Raw genomic sequence first — 931 nt, forward strand, 5'->3', positions numbered from 1 at the left:
TACTTACGGAAAGGATTCGATGAGCAGATTTCTGTGATACGGATTTTGGATTCTCGCAGAGAGGAATTTCGATTGAGTAAAGCATATGAGCAGAAAATTGACGTGGTAAATGTCATTACTGCTCCAGAAATTGAAATGCTGATTATTCATGCGGAAGGAGCATATGATCAGTTTAAGCGTTCTGGAAAAAAACCAAGCGAATTTTGTAAAATAAATCTTCGGATGCATGATGTGAAGTCGTATGATTTTGTGAAGCAGTATTTCAGTAATCCTCAGCTCTTGGTGAAAGCCATAAAAGAGTATCGCAGAACAGCAAATATCCCCAAAGGAGAATACAGCTTGTCTGATTTGCTGAGATGAGCGTTGCTTTTTTGATACATTAGCCGTGACTCAAATGGTCACCAGGAGATAAACGGGTACCAGTTTATAGAAAATAGAATAGAATCGTCTTTGATGCCTCGTTGGGAAACCAACGGGGTATTTTTTTGCCTCAATCCGGCTGTATAGAACACTGAAAAAGTCAAAACGAACCGTATGTAGTCCTGCAAGGACAACCAAAGTGCGCCTACGAGGCCAACGCGAAACCGGAGGATTCTTGTTAAACTTACTTTGTAAGGACGAAAGTCCGAATGTCCCTTGAAAACTGAATACTCATTCTTCAGGTACATTCCTGTTTGGTCGAGTCTTCGACTGCACGCCATGAAGCCCATCGGGGCGATAGCGGTTTCGCAGAAGCAAATGCCGGATTGCAACCGGCGGCGGTGTTAAAGCCAGACAGGGACAATGATACTTCCGTAATTCGCGGTCCGGCCATAAGGAAGGCGGGATGGTTAAATTCCAATGGAGCAGTGAAGCACACTGCCGCCTGTGAGAAATCCTACATCTCTGGGGTGATAAGAAAAAGTACAGAGAAACCATATTTTCAGAAAGC

1 protein-coding gene is annotated in these 931 nt (G+C 43.5%); it reads left to right on the forward strand.

All coding sequences use genetic code 11. From position 1 onward, the window contains the following. On the forward strand, positions 1-360 hold a 360-nt coding region (locus tag DW085_RS18760; protein ID WP_118494361.1), incomplete at its 5' end, for a hypothetical protein. Positions 361-931 lie beyond the last annotated feature (571 nt).

The organism is Clostridium sp. AF50-3 (assembly GCF_003477445.1).
GTDB classification, from domain to species: domain Bacteria; phylum Bacillota; class Clostridia; order Lachnospirales; family Lachnospiraceae; genus Otoolea; species Otoolea fessa.